The organism is Paraburkholderia phytofirmans PsJN, assembly GCF_000020125.1.
GTDB classification, from domain to species: domain Bacteria; phylum Pseudomonadota; class Gammaproteobacteria; order Burkholderiales; family Burkholderiaceae; genus Paraburkholderia; species Paraburkholderia phytofirmans.
Window position 1 is genome coordinate 1,664,098 of the sequence record NC_010676.1, and the last position, 18,788, is coordinate 1,682,885.

Below are 18,788 nucleotides of genomic sequence, written 5' to 3' on the forward strand. Positions count from 1 at the left end.
TTGCAAGCACCTATTCCCGGTTGAGCCTTAGCGCCGCGACGACACAGCGGCCGGGCATAGATGCCACGGCCGACACGGCAACAGGACACATGGTTGCGAGCGGTACGCCCGCAACCGGGCGAGACAAACGACAGACGCCACCTACTTCCGGTCCGTACGAGCAGACTTATCACGCTTACATGGATTCCGCGGCAGGAGAGAACGGTGTAAGTGAGAGGATGCTAAGTTCAGCGGCCGGACAACCCGATGTGTTGACTGACCACTGCGCGGGCCTCGTCTGGTTGACCATGCATGAAGTGATGGCCGCTCGATCGCACGACCTAAGGGGAGCGACCGACTCTGTTTATCAGCAGCTTCTCCACCCTTCCACGCGACGTTCGCTGCTTGACGAAATTGGCCGTCTGCAGATGGCGAACGAAGAAGCTCCCCCTAGTGATGTGCCGGGCTACGAAATGCGTCCAGGTGGTGTGAGAATGACGAGCGCCGGGGCTGTTGTTAGCGATTTGCAACGTCACTTTTCGACCCCGCTACCGTCTCGAGATGGGTTGGGCACAGCTCAGGACACGTTCGTGGACATGACGTTGAGATTTCCTCACGGAGACGACCATGCGATCCTCATCCAGCGCGCTAACCGGTCGGCAGATTACCGGACCGATGAGTATCAGCTTTACGACCCAAATTACGGGGTGTTCACCTATCGCGGCTTTGATGCTTTGGCCGCCGGCATCAAGAGGCTCTACGAGCATGGATACCGGCAGTTTGGTGGCGTTACCGGGGCGTCCACGACCTACTACGCAGATCCGCTCACCTGGCGCCCCTACACGGGTGTCGCGCCGGATGCCCATCGGGCGATGATGCAAAACACTGCGCTTCGCGCTTTTGGCGCCGAGCGAACCCCTGTGCTCGCGCCAACGGATCCCGGCCAGTTGCCCCCGCCCCCTGCTTTTGATCAGCCTGGCCCGTCAGGCTGGGACGGCGGTTCGCATACCGAATTCAAACGATCCACCGATGCTCACGGCCCGGATCATCCGTTCGCGCTCTTTCGCCCGTCGCAGACAAGCCCGGACCAGCTCAAGAAGCAACAGGGCTTTTCGGTCGAAGACACCGCGCTTGGCAATACCAACCTCGACCTTCACGATTCCATCGTGACAGGCAATCGGGCGGCGACCGATGGCGGCGGCTACGTCGGCACATTCACCGGTCGGGGTACGGCGCAAGAGCGTATCGATGCAACACCTGAGAAGAAGGGGTACATCTATTACGTCGCTCCGTCGCCAAACATGGTCGATGTGCCGGGCAGCCTTGGCAGAAAGCATGCGCGGGCCCCGGGCGATGGCGAAGTGGCCGCGATGGGCCGTATCGACTACACCCAGGTCCGCGGCTGGCAAAAATACGAGAACGGTAAGCTCGGGCCGTATATTGCTAACCCGGACTATCGCTGGGACGTGTACGACGGGACCCGCACTGCCGGTGCACGACCGCAACTGGCGCATTTCTCGCCGGACGACCCGGCGTGGGCGGACGCCGATCATCGTCCGTTCGTCACTCCGTTTCAGCAGAACGGTAAAACACTCTACCGACCGAACGAGGATCCCGCACTGGTGCAGGCGAGGTTCTACCAGCATGCGAACGCCGATGTGTCGCAACGAGTGGATGATCAGACGCATCATCTCGAATATCGGGGCCCTGTCACCATTGGTCCGGAATGGGGCAACGGCGGCTCCGACAATCGGTCGCGGCTGAACTTCACCGCCGGCTATCCCTCCATTGACCGATCGTCGGCCAACCGCGGAGGTGACCGCTTCCGCATGGGCGACGATGGTCGAATCCATTTAGCAAACGATGACAGCAAGGTGCTGCGCATCGACGGCGACGGGAATGCCTATATCGGCTCTGATCCTGGCGCTGGCAGCCTGAACGGGGTGTTCTTCCATGCTCCGAACGGTGCCCTGATTCACGCCGAGGACGGCAAACTGCTCACGGAAGGAGCCATGGCCTATACGCCCTACGTCGCAGCGTCCCACGGGCAGTCCGGATTGATAGACAGGCAGAGGTGGACGTTCCGGGACTCATCCGGCAATACGGTGCAGCCCCCGCTCCCCCTGGTCGCATTCAGGAACTCGACAGCCGGCAGTCCCGACCAGCTCCGCCGGTTCTACGACGACCCGGATAGCGCCTTGCCGGACGGCACGTCGCATTTCGTCACCAGCGTGCCAGGAGTCAAGTCGCATGAGGGTTACAAGTTTGTCTCCTATCCGGATCACATTGCGCCGGGCGACGCCGCCGTTGCACGCAACTGGCTTGCAGCGCACAACGCCGCATGGCTGTTTAAGGACGGGTTCTATGCGGTGGCGAGCGGCCCGGACACGCTGGAGGTGCGCACGCTGGGTGGGACGCCAGTATGGCGCGCGCAAATCGACCCGGTGACGGGTCACGAAACATATTTCATGTTGCAAAATGGGATCTCGTCGAATTACGAGGCTCCCCCGCGAACGTGGCAGCGCGTATTGGACAATGAGAAGCGTGACGCGGCACTGTCGCAGCGCATGGGTCAGAACTACATGTGAGTTGCCTGAGACTTCCAGCGGTAAACCACGGCCGAAGCCAGCACTATGTGACGCCGATGGCGAAGTGCGTGCGCGTTCGAAACAGCGCTTAGCAGCGGGAAAGTTGAGAGCACGCTCTTCATCCATCAGTGCTCGCAGCAACTTGAATGGACACGGCGGCGTCAAAAATCCGGCGCCGGGTCCATAACCGCCCCTCCTGGATGCGCACAGCTATGCATCAGGTTCTGTTAGACGACGTAGCGGCGAAAGCCAGGAAAACGGGATACGCGATTGACGACCCGATGGTAACTCCGGCGCATGCCGACAAGGCCATGGCCAAGATCCATTTCAAGGACCGGACGATATCGGTCTGCAACGCCGGTCCTGCAGCACCTGAATCCGTGACTTGCGGAACGTCGGAAAACTATTGAGCGCGGGCGACAGCCTGGAGTTGCTGGTGCCGCACGAGCAGCACACTCAAGCCAATGCATACGAACATCAGGGCTGCGTTGATCGCGAGGCTGATCTGGAACGCGTGCGCGTAGTCGCCCGACGTCGCGCGAGCGCCGATTGCGCCGAAGAACGCACCGCTGATGGCGGCCGTGCCGAACGCCGAGCCGATCTGCAGCGTCGACGACACCACGCCGGAAGCAAGCCCGGCTTTCTCCGGCACGACCTCGAGCAACACGATGCGCATGATCGACGGCAGCAGCAGGCCGTGACCGACGCCGGCGCACACCAGTCCGCAATAGAACAGCAGATCCGGCGTGGCCGACTGCGTGGCGGACCAACCCGTGACCGTGAAGCCGACCGTCATCATCGAAAAACCGAGCGTGAGCACATGGCCGCCGATGCGCTTGACCACCGCCGGCGAGGTCAGCGGCCCGACGACGAAACCGATCGCGAACGGCATGATCGCCATGCCCGAGGCGAGCGGTGTCCAGTGCAGACCGGTTTGCAGGAAGATCCCGTAGGTCAGGAAAAACGCGCTATTGCAGTAAAACAGGAACGCGAGCACGAGACCCAGCGCGAAGGCCCGGTTGCGGAACAATTGCAGGTCCACGAGCGGATGGCCGCCGCCGCGCTCCACGCGTTGCTCGGTCGTCACGAAGAGCGCGAACGCCGGCACGGCAAGCGCGAACATCACGAAGGTCCACGCCGGCCAGCCGGCCTCGCGGCCGTGCGTCATCGGGTAGATGACCAGCAGCAGCACGGCGGACAGCAGCGCCACGCCCTTCACGTCGATGCCGGTTCGCGTGGCCGGCTGATTTTCCGGCACGAACTTCCACGTGCCGACAAACGCCGCGATGCCGATCGGAATGTTGATCAGAAAGATGATGCGCCAGTCGAGTCCGAACGGGTGATACGTGATCAGCGCGCCGCCGCCCAACTGCCCAACGATCGACGACAAGCCGAACACGAAACCATACAGGCTCATCACCTTGGTCTGCTGATGCAGCGGCACCACGGCGCGAATCGTGGCGAGCACTTGCGGCGCCATGACGGCGGCCGCGATGCCCTGCACGATCCGCGAGATCACCAGCATGTGCCCACTGGTCGCGAAGCCGCACAGCGCCGAGGCGACCACGAACGCCGCCATGCCCGTCATGAACATGCGGCGGCGGCCGAACAGATCGCCGAGCCGCCCACCCGTGATCAGCAGAACCGCGTACGCCGACGCATAGGCGGAGACCACGAGTTGCAATTGTGCGTCGGTGGCGTTCAGGCCGGTGTGGATCGAGGGCAGCGCGAGATTGACGATGAAGTAGTCGAGCGGCGCAAGGAAGGCGCCGACGAACAGCACCGCCAGCGCAAGCCCTTGCCGTTCGAAGCGCGGGCGAGCGTTGTCGGCCGATGGTGCCGCGCCCTTGGCATGGCCCTTTGCGACGCCCATTGCGACGCCCGTCGCCAGATTCGCGGCCGCAGAGCCAGGACAGATCACCGCTGAGGCGGCGGCGCCTTGAGCTCCAACGCTTGCCGCCGGAGCGGACTTGATCGCTTCGCTTTTCATGACTGATCGTTCAAAAATTCGGCAAAAAAATTAGAGGAGCGCTCGCATGGCGACGTCCACGATTCCAGTGAGCGCGTCTTCTTTGTGGGCGACCCGCCCCAACACGCGCAGGCCTTGCATGACGCAGAGCAGAAAATCGCCGACGGCTTTTTCGTCGAGCGTGGAGTTGAAGGCGCCGCTCGCCTGGCCGCGTATCACCGACGCCGCCAGCAGCGTTGCCATGCGGCGCTGAATCGCGGCGACGCGGGTGCGCAGTTCTTCGTCGCCGGGTTGCATTTCAAGCGTGGTGTTGGTGATGAAACAGCTACGCTGGCCGGTCAGCGCGCACGCGACCCGTGCGTAATGCAGCAAAGCGTTGCGCAGCGACTCTTCCGGCGGCACGGGCGCATTCAGCCGCTCGGCGAGCCGCGCGACCGACCCTTCCGCGTAGTGATCCAGCGCGGCCAGCATGATGCCGTGCTTGTCGCCGAACACGCCGTACAAGCTGCCGCGCAGCAGGCCGGTGGCCTTGCACAGGTCGTCGATCGAGGTGGCGTGGTAGCCGTGGTTCCAGAATACCTGGCTTGCGCTCGCCAATACCGTGTTTGTGTCGAACTCGCGCGGCCGGCCCCGCGAGCAGACCTCGCCGGATTTCTTCGTGGAGTGTTTCGGATCGCCTGATTGCTTCATGAAGCGGATATTATGACCAACCGTTCAAGAAAGCAAGACGAGTTTCCGTAGGATGCGGCGCAAAGGCATGTCCAGAAAGCTCCATGGCGGAATTCGTACGGTGCAGTACAACGGTTAAAACCGCGTCAGCACTTTCGTTTTCCCCTATGAGTTCGACGGCTGCCGCGCGACCGTACAACGGAGGTCAGAATGGCGACGACAAAAGACATTCCCACGATCGGTCTCGCCCTCCAGGGCGGCGGCGCGCACGCGGCGTTCACGTGGGGTGTGCTCGACCGCCTGCTCGACGAAGTCGAGCGCGGAACGCTGTCGATTCTTGCGATCAGCGGCGCGAGCGGCGGCGCGCTCAACGCCGCGGCCTGCACGTACGGCCTGAGCAGAAGTCCCACCGATGCCAAACGGGCGCTCGAACAACTCTGGACGCTGGTCGGCGCCGCGTCGAAATGGCAGCCGTTCTACAACTTCCCCACGAATCTGCTGAAGTCGCCCGAGCGCTGGAATGTGGATCTCAATCCGGTCGTGCTCGCCCAAAGCATGCTGGAACCGTTGAGTTCACCGTATGCAATGCCGTGGCTGACCAATTCGCTCGGCTCGATCATGGAGGCGGTGATACCGGATTTCGGGGTCGTCAATGATCCGAAAGACGCCGTGCCGCAACTCTACGTGGCGGCGACCAACGTCAACCTGACCGCGCTACGCATCTTCGGTCCGGGCGAAATTTCGGCGAAGGCGCTGATGGCCTCGGCCTGCTTTCCCACGCTCTTCGAGGCGGTGAAAATCGACGGCGAATTCTATTGGGACGGCGGTTACTTGGCCAATCCGGCGCTCGCTCCACTCGTTGAGTGGGCCGACGATATTCTGAGCGTTCTCATCGATCCGCTCTACACGAAGCATGGGCCGCCTGAGCGCCCCAGCGAGATCAACAACCGGATCAACGAAATCAGCTTCGGCGCGTCGTGGGTCGCGGAAGTGCGTCAGATACAACTCATCAACGAACTCGCCGCCGAAAACCCCGGCCTCGAGCACCATGGAAAGCCGTACTCGCCCAAGCGCTTTCACGTGATTCGCGCCGACCGCTTTATGGACGAAATCGGCGCTGCCTCGAAGAACACGCCCTCCATCGAATTTTTCCGCGCCTTGCGCGAGGCGGGGCATGCCGCCGCCGACGCATGGGTGCGCGATTGGCTGCCGAGCGTCGGCAAGACTTCCACTTTCGATCTCGACAAGCTCGTGAAGAACCGGATCAAGGGAACGCCCGCCGCGATGCGTACCGTTCAGCAGGCCGAGGGGAAAACGGTGTGAGCCGCTTTATCTGATCGAGCCGGACGAAGTCGGCTCGTCTTCGCGCCAAGGCTTTGCTTCATCGCGGTGCGGGAAGGCCAAGGCGTGACCGCAGAGGCGACCCGCTTCAAGGTCAGCAAACAAAAACCGGCGCCCGGTTTGACCCGTGCGCCGGCGTTATCGCTTGTCAATCACCAAGGAAAATCCCGAACTCAGGTTTCGAGCTTCGCGTCCATCGTAATCGTGGCGTTCAACACTTTCGACACCGGGCAACCGGCCTTGGCGTCGGCGGTGGCTTTATCGAAAGCGGCTTTGTCGCCGCCGGGGATTTTCACGGCCACGTCGAGATGCACCGCGGTGATCGCGAAACCGCCGCCGTCCTTGTCGAGCGTGACGGTGGCCGTCGTGCCGATGCGTTCGGGCGTGATGCCGGCCTTGCCCAGTTCCGCCGACAGCGCCATCGAGAAACACCCCGCATGCGCAGCCGCAATCAGCTCTTCCGGATTCGTGCCGATGCCGTCCGCGAAGCGTGTCGAAAACGAGTATTGGGTCTCCTTGAGGACGCCGCTGTCGGTGGAAATCGAGCCCTTGCCGTCTTGCAGGCCGCCTTGCCAGACTGCTGATGCCTTGCGCTTCATCGCTCTCTCCTGTTTGTGCCTGCTTCGCGCGCTGCACGACCGAATCTGATGCCTGCCGCAACGGTCCCGCCCGGGTGGTTTGCGGTTTCGGCATCGGTCGCGAGTGTCGCGCGGCGTCGCCGGCGCGGGCGTGGACCGAACTTCATCATAGGCGCTTCCGTGTGCCAGCGTCGTGACGATGCCGGCAATTGGCCGAACAGAAGCGGCCTCGGAAACTATTTCAGTAACGGTAATAATCTTTACTCGGAATGCGGCTTTTTCACCGACCTCGTAAGAAATAGACTCGCTTCAACGCATCGGCACACAGCACTCAACCGATCTCACCAACACTCGAATACTGGAGATCATCATGAAATCGCTTATTTCCGCAGTCGTTATCGCTTCGGCGCTGATCGTCCCGGCTGTTTCGTTCGCGCAGCAGGCGAATGGTCCGGTGACCCGCGCTCAAGTGCGCGCTGAACTGGTTGCCGCGCAAAAAGCGGGCCTCCTGAACCAGAACGACACCGACTATCCGAAGACCGCGCCGCGAAGCGCGACGACCGTGGCCGCCGTGGCGCAGGGTTCGCAGGACGTCGGCGGCGTCAAGGCGGTTTCGTCGGATGCCGGCGCGCGGGATTCGGTGCAGCAAGGTCTGTTCTCGACGTATCGCGGTCAGTAAGCTGGTAAACCACGTGGTTCGCGGTGTGGCTCTTGCCGCCGCAGGCAGTGAATCGAAGGTGAAGGTGTAGTCGCAGTAAAAAAGCGCCCCGGTTGCGAAGTTCGCAAACCGGGGCGCTTTTGTATTGTGCGTACTGTACGGCGGAAAAGTTGGGCGACTTTTGCAAAAGAGGCGGCGATTGAAGCCGACGCCGGCCACGCCTAAGTTGCGTCTCGCAGCGCGTGCGCAATTACATGACGAGCGCCGCCATGCTGCCCGCCTATTCAGCGAACGGCAAGCTCTCCTGCCCTAGCGCGCGCATGCCGAATACGTTCAGTGTCATGGCGACCAACGCGTAATAGCCGAGCAGACCCACCAGGTTGATGACCACCTGATGTCCGAAGCGTTCGACCGCCTTCGCATAGATCGCGTCCGAAACGCGTTTGGTGTCGTACAACTCGCTCGCGAAGTCGTGGATCAGCGCGTCGTCGGCGTCCGCGAAATCCGGGCGCTTTCCCTCACGAATCGTCTGGGCATCCGCTTCGGACACGCCGGCTTGCAACGCGATCGGATAGTGGATGTACCACTCCGCCTGCGCCTGCCAGCGCGCCGCGGTCACCAGAATCGCCAGCTCCGACAGGCGCAGCGGCAAACCCGTCCGGTAACGGCAGAACGCGCCCAGACGTTGCGCCTGCTGCGCCAGTTCGGGACTATGAATCCAGCCGAGAAACGGCCCGTTCAGATTGCCGCGCGGGCCGGACAGAATTTCGTCGAGCACCGCTTTCTGTTCGGGCGTGGCCGCGGACGGGTTGAAGTGAGGCAAACGCTCGGTCATGATCGTTCTCTTGAGTGGTGGTGTCGGAATGTTCAAATGGCGGCGAGCGCGCCGCCGACCGCATCCGTGAACCGGCTGACGATCTCGTCGATGTCGCGCTCGGTGCAGATGAACGGCGGCGCCAGCAGCACATGATCGCCGATCTGGCCGTCGACGGTGCCGCCCATCGGATACACCATCAAACCACGCGCGAACGCCTCGCGCCGGATCACCGCGTGCAGCTTGAGCCGGGCGTCGAAAGGCGTCTTGCCGGCCCGGTCCCTGACCAGTTCCACGCCGACGAACAGCCCCCGGCCGCGCACGTCGCCAATATGCGGATGCTGCGCGTAATGCTCGCGCAGTTGGCCACGCAATTGTTCGCCGCGCGCGAGCACGTTGGGCAGCAGCTTGTCTTCCTCGATCACGCGCTGCACTTCGAGCGCCGCGGCGCAAGCGGTGGCGTGGCCGATGTAGGTATGGCCGTGCTGAAAGAACCCCGAGCCGCCGACGATCGCCTGATAGATCCGGTCGCTCACGAGCGTCGCGCCGATCGGCTGATAGCCCGCGCCGAGCCCTTTGGCGATGGTCAGGATGTCCGGCGCCACACCGTCTTCCTCGCAGGCGTACAGGTGGCCGGTGCGGCCCATGCCCGACATGATCTCGTCGAGAATCAGCAGCACGCCGTAGCGATCGCATACCGCGCGAATCTTGCGGAAGTACTCGCGCACCGGCGGTACTGCGCCGGCCGTCGCGCCGACCACTGTTTCCGCGACGAAGGCCGCGACCGTGTCCGCGCCGAGTTCGAGAATCTTCTGCTCGAGTTCATCGGCGAGACGCTGCGCGAAGGCCTCTTCGGTTTCGTCGGCGCGCTGCTCGCGATACGCGTAACACGGGCTCACGTGATGCGCTTCGATCAGAATCGGCAGGAACGGCTCGCGGCGCCATGCATTGCCGCCGATCGCCAGCGCGCCGAGCGTGTTGCCGTGATAACTCTGCCGACGCGCGATGAAATGGCGGCGCTGCGGCTCGCCCTTCTCCACGAAATACTGGCGCGCGAGTTTCAGCGCCGCCTCGATCGCCTCCGAACCACCCGACACGAAATAGACATGTTCGAGCCCCTGCGGCGCGCTTGCGACCAGCCGGTCCGCGAGTTCTTCGGCAGGCGCGGTGGTGAAGAACGACGTGTGCGCATACGGCAACTGCTGCGCTTGCCGTTTGATCGCGTCGATCACGCGCTGGTTGCTGTGACCGAGACACGAGACGGCCGCGCCGCCCGACGCGTCGATATAGCGCTTGCCGGTGGAATCGATGATCTCGATGCCGTCGCCCGCGACGGCGACCGGCAGCGACTGTTTAGGCAAACGATGAAAAACGGTGGACATGGTGTTTCGGTTTCCTGTGGCTGCGGCAAGCGCCTAAGCACCTAAGCGCCGGTTCGTTCAGATGCCGTGCAGGCGATGAAGATGTCGAATGCGCGCTGCCCTTGCCGGTAAACTTTCATCGGCACACCTGCTTCGACGTCGCCGTCACACCCACTCAACAATCGGTACGTATTTATACGTTAAAACAACATTTGTTGTCAAACGATGTAACGCCGATCCAGATGGAGATGTCCCGCTTTCACGAAAGACCTCAGCCCAATCAGAGACGAATGTTCAAGGCACGTATGCGCCCTTCGCGTGCAGCGACTGCTCCGCGATGGCGAGTTGTTCGACTGCATCCGCGCCTTCCAGCGCGAGCAGATGCGCGACCAGCGACTCGGCCAGCGCCGTAGCCGCCACCAGCGACGGAAAGAACGACGGGCTCTCGTGCGAAAAGATCAGCACCTTGTCGGCGTTCAAGGCGATCGGCGAGACGGCGCTGTCGGTGATGGCAATCAGCTTGCTGCCTTTTTCCAGCGCGGCTTCGGCCACGCGCGCGGCCTCCACCGAATACGGCGCGAAACTGATCACGATGGTCGCGCTGTCACGCTCGATGGTGCGCAGTTGCATTTCCAGCGTGCCGGCCTCGCCGTTGAGCAAGGACACCGAGGAACGGAACAGCCGGTAACCGTACACGAGACCGAACGCCACCGCGTAACAGGACCGGAAGCCGGCCACATGAACATGCGGCGCGCGCCGCAACAAACGCGCGGCTTCAACAATCACACGGCCGTTATGCGCGGCGGTGACCTCGAGGTTGTGCTGCTGCGCGACCAGCAGGTCGTTCGCCAGCGCGTCTTTCGATTTGACGAGCGAGCGGGCGCGGCTCGTGAGCGGCTCGGGGCGCGTGCGCACGCGCGCGACGAACAGGTTACGCAATTCGTTCCACCCGGGGAAACCGAGTTGCTGCGACAGACGCACCAGCGAGGCCGGTTGCACCTGCGCCCGTTCCGCCACTTTGCGCATGGACGAGACCGCGACCTCGTCGGGATGATCGAGCAGGAAACCCGCTCCCATCTGGAACTGCGGACTCAGTTCGGAAAAGCGCGCCCGGATCAGGGCGGCGAGCTGGTCGAAACTGTCTGGCATGCGGAGGTACCGGGCAAGCGGTCGATAAGGATGACAACAAATGTTACCACCCGGCACCTCGCATCCAACAGCAGTTCCGGCAGGTGATAGCTGGCAAACAATAGCTGTCTTATCGCGATCGATCCTGCCCCAGCCAGCCTTTACAGAACAGGACAGACTGACCCGACCCGACCCGAACGCTAAACACGCCTCTGCTGCAACGCACCCACTATCCACCGCTCCTCGGATGCCTTGAGATGCGTCCGCATGGCAGCCTGCGCTGCAAGTGGGTCGGCGGCCTGTAGCGCCTTAAGAATTTCTTCATGCTCCCCCACCGCCGCCGACCACGTCTCAGTGCTTTCCGCGTGGCCACGAATCGCCGCGGCGATCGGGTCGTGCCGGCTGTCGAACATTTCAGCGACGAACCGGGTAAGTACCGAATTGCCCGCCGTCTCTGCGATCAGCATGTGGAATTGGCGGTCGGCATCGATGGGTGACTTTCCTTCCACTGCCAGTCGTTTCATCCGGTCCACCGTGCGGCGCAATTTGTCGAGCGCGGCTGCCGAAAACTTTCCAGCGGCCAGAACGATGACCGTCCCTTCGATTGCCGCCCTGGCCTGCATCAATTCCGACGGGCTTTCTCCAAGGGCGGGAATCACGCTTTCGCCGCCCTCGCCTGGATTTCGGACGTAGACCCCGGACCCGATACGTATTTCAACCTGCCCGCCGATCTCCAGTGCGATTAATGCCTCACGCAACGAAGGGCGCGATACGCCTAGCCGGGTGGCGAGCTCACGCTCGGGTGGCAGACGCGCGCCGGGCGCAAGTTCGCCCTCACGGATGAGCGCAAGAATCTGCGTGGCAACAGATTGGTAAAGCCGCTTTGATTCTGTCTGCTTCATTTTCCGGGATTTTTTCCTGTCACTGGCCCGCAAAAACGGACCAGTCAGAGTCTAGCATAGCCGCAGAAGCCAATACTGTCCTCGCATTGGGCCTATGCAAGGGTTTTCCTTATTGGACTGGCCAGTGTGAAAATATGATATTGGCTTGACCATTCGGACTGTTCTGCGCTTTAATTTCGTCAAATTGGACTGGCCAGTTGAACCGCTCGCGGTTTGGCGATCTGCCGCGAATCCTGACGAAATGGAGACGAGATTGACGAATGCCACGCAGCGCGGGCCCGGTCCCGCGGCTGAGCCTGAGCCGCCTGTATCCCGCGAGATCTTGCAACTGAAAGGTGTGAGCAAGCGCTTTCCAGGGGTCGTCGCCCTCGATGGCATCGACCTCGATCTGTGCGCCGGCGAAGTCCATGCCGTGTGCGGCGAAAACGGCGCGGGCAAGTCGACATTGATGAAAATCATTAGCGGCCAGTATCGCGCGGATGAAGGCGTGGTCCGCTACCGCGGTGCGCCCGTGCAGTTCTCTTCCACCTCCGACGCGCAGGCGGCAGGCATTGCGATCATTCACCAGGAACTGAACCTCGTCCCGCACCTCTCGGTCGCGGAAAACATCTACCTTGCGCGCGAACCCAAACGCGGCCCGTTCGTGGATTACCGCACGCTGAATAGCAATGCGCAGCGGTGTCTGCAACGCATCGGGCTGAACGTGTCGCCGAGCACGCTCGTCGGCGCGCTTTCGCTTGCGCAACAGCAGATGGTGGAGATTGCGAAGGCACTGTCGCTAGATGCGCGCGTGCTCATCATGGACGAACCCACCTCCTCGCTGACCGAATCGGAAACGGTCCAACTGTTCCGCATCATCAGGGAACTGCGCGCTGGCGGGGTGGCGATTCTTTACATCTCGCATCGGCTCGATGAGATGGCTGAGATCGTGGACCGCGTTACGGTGCTGCGCGACGGCCGTCACATTGCAACGAGCGATTTCGCCTCGACCACGGTCAACGAAATCGTGGCCCGAATGGTCGGTCGCCCGCTCGACGATGCCTATCCGCCACGCCAGTCCACTCCCTCTAATCAGATCCTGCTGCGCGTGCGCGACCTGCAAAGGACAGGCGTTTTCGGCCCGCTTTCGTTCGAACTGCGCAAGGGCGAGATTCTAGGCTTCGCGGGTCTGATGGGCGCGGGGCGGACCGAAACCGCCCGCGCGATCTTCGGCGCCGAGCGGCCCGATTCCGGTTCGATCACGCTCGGCGACGAGCCTGTCACGATCGGTTCACCGCGCGAGGCCATTCGACACGGGATCGCATACCTGTCCGAAGACCGCAAGAAAGACGGCCTCGCCCTCTCGATGCCGGTTTCCGCAAACATCACGCTGGCCAACGTCCGGGCCATTTCGTCGCGCGGCTTTCTGCGTTTCTCCGAAGAAACGGCCATCGCCGAGCGCTACGTTCGCGAACTCGGCATCCGTACACCGACGGTCAAGCAGATCGCGAGAAATCTGTCCGGTGGCAATCAACAGAAGATCGTCATCAGCAAATGGCTGTACCGCGGCTCGCGCATTCTGTTTTTCGACGAGCCCACCCGCGGTATCGACGTCGGCGCGAAATACGCGATTTACGGCCTGATGGACAGACTCGCGGCGGACGGCGTCGGTGTCGTCCTGATCAGTTCGGAGCTGCCCGAACTGCTTGGCATGACTGATCGTATCGCCGTGTTTCATGAAGGGCGTATCACCGCGGTCCTTGAGACCAGACAGACCAGTCAGGAGGAGATCTTGCACCATGCATCAGGGAGAAGTCATGCTTGAAATCACATCGGGCCCTAACCAGGCCCTCGACAGGCAGGTACAGCAGCGACGCCGCGACCTGATCCAGAAATTCGCGGCACTGGGCAGCCTTGTGGTGCTGATCGTCGCGTTTTCGCTAACCAGCGCGGCGTTTTTCTCGGTCGGCAACCTGATGACAGTCGCGCTCCAGGTCACGTCCATCGCGTATCTCGGTGTGGCCGCAACGTGCGTCATCATCACCGGCGGCATCGATCTGTCGGTCGGCTCAGTGCTGGCGCTCGCGGGCGTCGCGGCCGCCCTGCTGGTCAAGGCAGGCGTACCCATCCCCGTCGCGATGCTCGGCGGCATGCTCGTCGGCGCCGCGTGCGGATGGGTCAACGGTATCTGCGTCACGCGTATGGGGCTGCCGCCGTTCATCGCGACCCTCGGGATGATGCTGGTCGCGCGCGGTCTCGCCCTGCAGATCACCGGCGCAAGACCGGTCTCGGGGCTGGGCGACGCGTTCGGCGAACTGGGCAACGGCGCCCTCTTCAGGATCTCCCACATCGGCGCAGACGGTTTTCCGGACACCGTCTTTCCAGGCATTCCGTACCCGGTCGTGATCATGGTGGTTCTGTTCGCGGCTGTCTCCATCCTGCTTTCGCGAACGTCGCTGGGCCGTCACATTTACGCGGTCGGCTCGAACGCGGAAGCGGCGCGACTCTCCGGCGTCAACGTGCAGGGCGTCAAGCTCTTTACCTACGTGCTCTCCGGGCTGCTCGCCGGCGCCACCGGCTGCGTGCTGATGTCGCGCCTCGTCACCGCGCAGCCGAACGAAGGCGTGATGTACGAGCTCGACGCCATCGCAAGCGCGGTAATCGGCGGCACGTCCCTGATGGGAGGCGTCGGCACGATCTCCGGCACCGCCATCGGCGCATTCGTGATCGGCGTGCTGCGCAACGGTCTGAACATGAACGGCGTATCGAGCTTTATCCAGCAGATCATCATTGGTGTCGTCATTCTCGGCACCGTATGGATCGATCAACTCCGAAACCGGAAGTTGTAATCAGAAGACGAAGTCCCAACCACAATCAAGGAGCGAGACATGAAAAAGTTATCCGTGCTGGCTGCGGCCGCGGCGATGTGTGCAATGTTCAGCGCGTACGCGCAGGCGGCCGGCGGCGAAATTGCCGTGATCGTGAAAACGGCGAACTCCAACTACTGGCAGAACGTCCAGAAAGGCGCCACGGCCGCCATGGCGGATGCGAAGGGTTACACGATGACCTTCCAGGGCCCCGCGGCAGAGTCCGCCATCGCGGATGAAGTCAACATGGTCGAGAACGCGGTGAACCGGCATGTCGCCGGCATCGTGCTGGCGCCGTCCGATCCCGACGCGCTCGTTCCGGCCATGAAGAAAGCGTGGGAAGCCCATATTCCCGTGGTGCTGATCGACTCGACCGTGTCCGACGCGGGCAAGCAGTATTACCAGTCGTTCCTGTCGACCGACAACACGAAGGCCGGCGAACTCTGTGCGCAGGCCATGATCGATCGTGTCGGACAGACCGGCAAGGTCGCGATCATGTCGTACGTGCCGGGCGCAGGTTCGGAAATCGGCCGCGTCGGCGGATTCCGCAAGTACATCACAGCGCATTCCAAGCTGCAGGTGGTCGGGCCGTTCTATTCGCAATCGCAGATGGCAACCGCGCTGAATCAGACGACCGACGTCCTGTCGGCCAATCCCGACCTCAAGGGCATTTTCGGCGCGAACGAGCCGACCGCCGTGGGGATGGGGCGCGCGCTGGCCCAGTCCGGAAAAAGCGGCAAGGTCATAGCAATCGGTTTCGATGGCAACCAGGACCTGCAAGGGTTCGTTCGCGACGGCACGATTCAGGCAATCGCGGTTCAGAGTTCGTACCAGATGGGCTACAAGGGCATCCAGACCCTCGTCAATGTGATCGAACGCAAACCCGTCTCGAAGCAGGTGGACACGGGCGTCATGATGGTCGAAAAACAGAACCTCGACTCATCCGAAGCAAAGAACGTTCTCTACTAATGAAACGCGCCGGCGTGGCGTCTTTTGCGGCCGTCCGCCGGCACCTCCTCCATTCAGACATATCCTCGATGAAAGCCATTGCAACGCACGCGCTGCCACGAAGCGGATTGGCGATGACCACGCTGGGCCTCGGCTGCTCACAACTCGGCGGACTCTACAAGCCTATGTCCGCCGCGGAGGCCAACGCGCTAGTCGACTGGGCGTGGGACGCCGGCATCCGCTATTTCGACACGGCGCCGTTCTACGGCTATACGCTTTCCGAGCGACGAGTCGGACATTCGCTGCAGATGCGCGAACGGGAGCGCTACGTACTGAGCACCAAGGTCGGGCGGCTCATGCGGCCCGATGCCACCGTCCAGCCCGGCGACGACGGATGGGCACACCCCCTGCCCTTCCGGCCTCGTTTCGACTATACGTTCGACGGCATCATGCGCTCGTACGAAGATAGTCAGCAGCGTCTTGGCATGCAGACAATCGACGTCCTCTATGTCCACGATATCGGCGCTGCGACGCATGGCGATCAGCATTCACGCTACTGGGAACAACTGACCCGGGGCGGCGGATTCCGGGCGCTCGCAGAACTGCGCGACTGCCACGCCGTTTCCGCGATCGGGCTCGGCATCAACGAATGGCAGGTCGCCGTCGACGCGATGCAGGAAGCCGATCTCGACCTCATCCTGCTGGCGGGCCGCTACACGTTGCTCGAACAGGAAGCGCTCGCGCCATTACTCGATCGATGTGCGCGCAACGACACTCGGATCGTCGCCGGCGGCGTGTTCAACTCCGGCGTACTCGTGGGCAACGGCAAGTTCAACTACGCCGATGCGCCGGTCGAAGTAGCAGACAGGGTCGCGCGTCTCGCCGCCGTCTGCACCCGGTTCGAAGTTCCGCTCGCCGCCGCGGCTCTCCAGTTCCCACTGGCGCATCCGGCCGTGGTGTCCTGCGTAATCGGCGCGAGCAGTATTGCGCAGTTGCAGCAGAACATCGCATGGCTCGAAACGCCGCTTCCGCCCGAGTTGTGGCAAGCCTTGCAGCGCGAGGGGCTGATCGCAGAATCGGCCCCGGTCCCGGAGGTCTGCGCGTGACGCTCCGAATCGACGCTCACCAGCACTTCTGGCAGATTGCCGACCGTGAAGGTTACTGGCCGCCGCACACGCTGGATGCCATCTACCGGGACTTCGGTGCGCAGGACCTCGAGCCTATCCTCGCGCGATCCAACGTTCAGCGCACAGTGCTGGTCCAGTCACTGCCGACGCCGGAAGACACGCGCTATCTGCTCGATATCGCGTGCGCATCGAGCGTCGTGGCGGCAGTCGTCGGATGGGTGGACCTGAAATCCGCCGGGGCGCCGGCAAGTCTTGCCATGCTGGCCCGGCAGCCAAAATTTCGCGGCGTTCGACCCATGCTGCAGGATCTCGACGATGACGGCTGGATCGACGACCCGATGCTCGAACCTGCGGTTGAGGCGATGTTCGAACACGATCTCAGTTTCGATGCGCTCGTCACGCCTCGCCATCTGCACGCGTTGCTGGCGTTCGCACGCCGGTACCCTCGCCTGCGCATCGTGATCGACCACGCGGCAAAGCCGCCGATCGCGTCCGGCCGGTCTGAACCGTGGCACGTCGCGATGAGCCGGCTTGCCGAACTTCCCAACGTCCATTGCAAGCTTTCCGGACTCTGGACGGAAGCCGGTCCCCATCCCGACCTCACACTTGTCGAGCCGTACGTGCGCGCCGTATGTGAGTGGTTCGGCGCATCGCGGCTGATGTGGGGCAGCGACTGGCCCGTGTCCAGACTTGCCGGCCATTTTGGTGACTACGGCGACTGGCTCGCCTGGTGCGAACAATGCTGTGACCGCTTCCTCGGTCCCGACGCGCACGCCAGCGTTTTTGGCGGCAATGCATGCCATTTTTACAGAATCGATCATCCGTCCGACGATCGACAAGCCCAATAGAGAGGATGCCAAAATGCTTAGCGTCATTTGCGAATCGCCCGGCGTACTGCGCCACGAAGAACGCGAACCGCCTCGCCGCGCTGAAGGTGAAGTGCTGCTGCGAGTTCGCCGCGTCGGTATCTGCGGCACGGACATGCACATCTATTCGGGGAATCAGCCCTACCTGCAATACCCGAGAGTCATGGGGCACGAGCTGTCAGCGATCGTTGCCGAGGCTGATCCCGGCGCGCACGTCGTGCCCGGCGACGCCGTCTATGTGATGCCCTATCTGTCGTGCGGAAAATGCATCGCCTGCAGACAGGGTAAAACCAACTGCTGCGTCAACATCAAGGTGCTCGGCGTGCATCGCGACGGCGCGTTGACGGAATATCTGTCGGTGCCCGCACAGTTCGTCCATAAGGCCGACGGCGTGACCCTGGATCAGGCGGCAATGCTCGAGTTCCTCGCCATCGGCGCGCACGCGGTGCGGCGTGCCGATGTGGCGGCCGGCCAGCGGGTTCTCGTTGTCGGTGCCGGCCCAATCGGCATGGCGGCCATGCTGTTCGCGAACCTGCGCGGCGCGCGCGTCGCCTGCCTGGACACGCGAGCCGATCGTCTTGCGTTCTGCCGCGAGCACATTGCCGTGTCGACAGTTCAGATCGGCCCGAATGACGTCGATGAATTGTCTGCGCTCACCGATGGCGAGTTCTTCGACGTGGTGTTCGACGCGACGGGCAACGTCAAGGCGATGAACCGCGGTTTTGAGTTCATCGCCCACGGCGGGAAATATGTGCTGATTTCGATCGTCCCGGGCGAGATCGCATTCTCCGATCCGGAGTTCCACAAGCGCGAGGCGACCCTGCTCGGCAGCCGCAACGCGACCGCGGAAGACTTCGAAACGGTCCTCGACGCCATGCGCGCGGGCCACATCCCCGACAAAGCGCTCAACACGCACCGCATGAGCCTCTCGGACGTACCCACCGAGTTCCCGAAACTGATGGAGCCCGGACAAACCGTCGTCAAGGCGCTGGTCGAGTGCTAACCGAACCCCGT

16 protein-coding genes are annotated in these 18,788 nt (G+C 62.5%); 9 read left to right on the top strand and 7 right to left on the bottom strand.

Features of this window, described 5'->3' with window-relative positions:
- Nucleotides 1–575 precede the first annotated feature (575 nt).
- Nucleotides 576–2,567, top strand: a complete 1,992-nt coding sequence (locus tag BPHYT_RS27130; RefSeq protein WP_238535769.1) for an enterotoxin A family protein — start codon at nt 576–578, stop codon at nt 2,565–2,567.
- Nucleotides 2,568–2,970: 403 nt separating this feature from the next.
- Here the strand turns inward: BPHYT_RS27130 and BPHYT_RS27140 are convergent, their stop codons facing one another.
- Both BPHYT_RS27140 and BPHYT_RS27145 read right to left on the bottom strand, forming a co-directional pair.
- Nucleotides 2,971–4,557 (bottom strand): MFS transporter, encoded by a 1,587-nt coding sequence (locus BPHYT_RS27140; RefSeq protein ID WP_012427328.1) that lies wholly within the window; start codon nt 4,555–4,557, stop codon nt 2,971–2,973.
- A gap of 30 nt (nt 4,558–4,587) precedes the next feature.
- Nucleotides 4,588–5,226, bottom strand: a complete 639-nt coding sequence (locus BPHYT_RS27145; protein ID WP_012427329.1) for a TetR/AcrR family transcriptional regulator — start codon at nt 5,224–5,226, stop codon at nt 4,588–4,590.
- A gap of 189 nt (nt 5,227–5,415) precedes the next feature.
- Between BPHYT_RS27145 and BPHYT_RS27150 the strand changes: the two genes are divergently transcribed.
- Nucleotides 5,416–6,528 carry a patatin-like phospholipase family protein gene (locus tag BPHYT_RS27150; protein ID WP_012427330.1) on the top strand — a complete coding sequence of 371 codons (1,113 nt, stop codon included), beginning with the start codon at nt 5,416–5,418 and terminating at the stop codon, nt 6,526–6,528.
- 191 nt (nt 6,529–6,719) lie between these two features.
- Here BPHYT_RS27150 and BPHYT_RS27155 read toward each other — a convergent pair whose 3' ends face one another.
- The gene (locus BPHYT_RS27155) at nt 6,720–7,145 is read right to left on the bottom strand and encodes an OsmC family protein (RefSeq protein WP_012427331.1); all 426 of its coding nucleotides are present in this window, start codon (nt 7,143–7,145) and stop codon (nt 6,720–6,722) included.
- Between the two features lie 349 nt (nt 7,146–7,494).
- Between BPHYT_RS27155 and BPHYT_RS27160 the strand changes: the two genes are divergently transcribed.
- Nucleotides 7,495–7,803 carry a DUF4148 domain-containing protein gene (locus BPHYT_RS27160; RefSeq protein WP_012427332.1) on the top strand — a complete coding sequence of 103 codons (309 nt, stop codon included), beginning with the start codon at nt 7,495–7,497 and terminating at the stop codon, nt 7,801–7,803.
- A gap of 259 nt (nt 7,804–8,062) precedes the next feature.
- Here BPHYT_RS27160 and BPHYT_RS27165 read toward each other — a convergent pair whose 3' ends face one another.
- The 4 genes from BPHYT_RS27165 to BPHYT_RS27180 form a co-directional block, all read right to left on the bottom strand.
- Nucleotides 8,063–8,617, bottom strand: a complete 555-nt coding sequence (locus tag BPHYT_RS27165; protein ID WP_012427333.1) for a carboxymuconolactone decarboxylase family protein — start codon at nt 8,615–8,617, stop codon at nt 8,063–8,065.
- Nucleotides 8,618–8,649: 32 nt separating this feature from the next.
- The gene (locus tag BPHYT_RS27170) at nt 8,650–9,978 is read right to left on the bottom strand and encodes an aspartate aminotransferase family protein (protein WP_012427334.1); all 1,329 of its coding nucleotides are present in this window, start codon (nt 9,976–9,978) and stop codon (nt 8,650–8,652) included.
- A gap of 273 nt (nt 9,979–10,251) precedes the next feature.
- Entirely contained in the window at nt 10,252–11,106 is an 855-nt protein-coding gene (locus BPHYT_RS27175; protein ID WP_012427335.1) for a MurR/RpiR family transcriptional regulator, read from the bottom strand.
- Between the two features lie 179 nt (nt 11,107–11,285).
- A complete protein-coding gene (locus BPHYT_RS27180) occupies nt 11,286–11,987 on the bottom strand; it encodes a FadR/GntR family transcriptional regulator (RefSeq protein ID WP_012427336.1) in 702 nt (233 codons plus the stop codon).
- Between the two features lie 241 nt (nt 11,988–12,228).
- Here BPHYT_RS27180 and BPHYT_RS27185 point away from each other — a divergent pair, with 241 nt between their 5' ends.
- The 6 genes from BPHYT_RS27185 to BPHYT_RS27210 all read left to right on the top strand — a co-directional run bounded on the left by BPHYT_RS27185 (nt 12,229) and on the right by BPHYT_RS27210 (nt 18,777).
- Nucleotides 12,229–13,791 (top strand): sugar ABC transporter ATP-binding protein, encoded by a 1,563-nt coding sequence (locus BPHYT_RS27185; protein ID WP_012427337.1) that lies wholly within the window; start codon nt 12,229–12,231, stop codon nt 13,789–13,791.
- Nucleotides 13,784–14,815 (top strand): ABC transporter permease, encoded by a 1,032-nt coding sequence (locus BPHYT_RS27190; protein ID WP_012427338.1) that lies wholly within the window; start codon nt 13,784–13,786, stop codon nt 14,813–14,815. Before BPHYT_RS27185 ends, BPHYT_RS27190 begins: the two co-directional genes overlap by 8 nt.
- A 39-nt stretch (nt 14,816–14,854) precedes the next feature.
- Nucleotides 14,855–15,802 (top strand): ABC transporter substrate-binding protein, encoded by a 948-nt coding sequence (locus BPHYT_RS27195; protein ID WP_012427339.1) that lies wholly within the window; start codon nt 14,855–14,857, stop codon nt 15,800–15,802.
- 68 nt (nt 15,803–15,870) lie between these two features.
- The gene (locus BPHYT_RS27200; protein ID WP_041759669.1) at nt 15,871–16,887 is read left to right on the top strand and encodes an aldo/keto reductase; all 1,017 of its coding nucleotides are present in this window, start codon (nt 15,871–15,873) and stop codon (nt 16,885–16,887) included.
- Entirely contained in the window at nt 16,884–17,756 is an 873-nt protein-coding gene (locus BPHYT_RS27205) for an L-fucono-1,5-lactonase (protein WP_012427341.1), read from the top strand. The genes BPHYT_RS27200 and BPHYT_RS27205 overlap by 4 nt, the downstream gene beginning before the upstream one ends.
- A 13-nt stretch (nt 17,757–17,769) precedes the next feature.
- A complete protein-coding gene (locus tag BPHYT_RS27210; protein WP_012427342.1) occupies nt 17,770–18,777 on the top strand; it encodes a zinc-binding alcohol dehydrogenase family protein in 1,008 nt (335 codons plus the stop codon).
- The last annotated feature ends 11 nt before the right edge of the window (nt 18,778–18,788 follow it).